This window comes from Paracoccus sp. S4493, from assembly GCF_000967735.1.
Taxonomy (GTDB): Bacteria; Pseudomonadota; Alphaproteobacteria; order Rhodobacterales; family Rhodobacteraceae; genus Paracoccus; species Paracoccus marcusii.
This window is the reverse complement of sequence record NZ_JXYF01000403.1, coordinates 1-289: the sequence shown is the minus strand read 5'-3', so window position 1 is coordinate 289 and position 289 is coordinate 1. Positions and strand designations below refer to the sequence as shown.

General features: G+C 68.5%; 1 pseudogene. It reads right to left on the bottom strand.

Annotated elements, in window-relative coordinates:
• Positions 1-289 (bottom strand): annotated as a pseudogene (locus tag TW83_RS21475) (zinc ribbon domain-containing protein); the annotation flags it as partial.

Below are 289 nucleotides of genomic sequence, written 5' to 3'. Positions count from 1 at the left end.
TCAGCACGTCGTTGAACTGGCGCGCGACCTGACCCGACACCGGGGTCCAGCGGATGCGGCGTTCCTGGCGGCTGACCGTCTGCGTCCGGCCGTTCACGGTCTGGGTGCTTTGCACCATGACGTAATACGCATCGCCCCGCTGGCCGCGATAGCGCGACGTCGTGTCGGCGTCGAAGGTCCAGAAGGGGGAATAGATCCCGCTCAGCCGCCGATCCTTGCGCGCATAGGCCGTCAGGCCGGAGGGCGCAAACCACAGGCTGCCCAGCCACGCCTTCATCGCGGCGCGGGC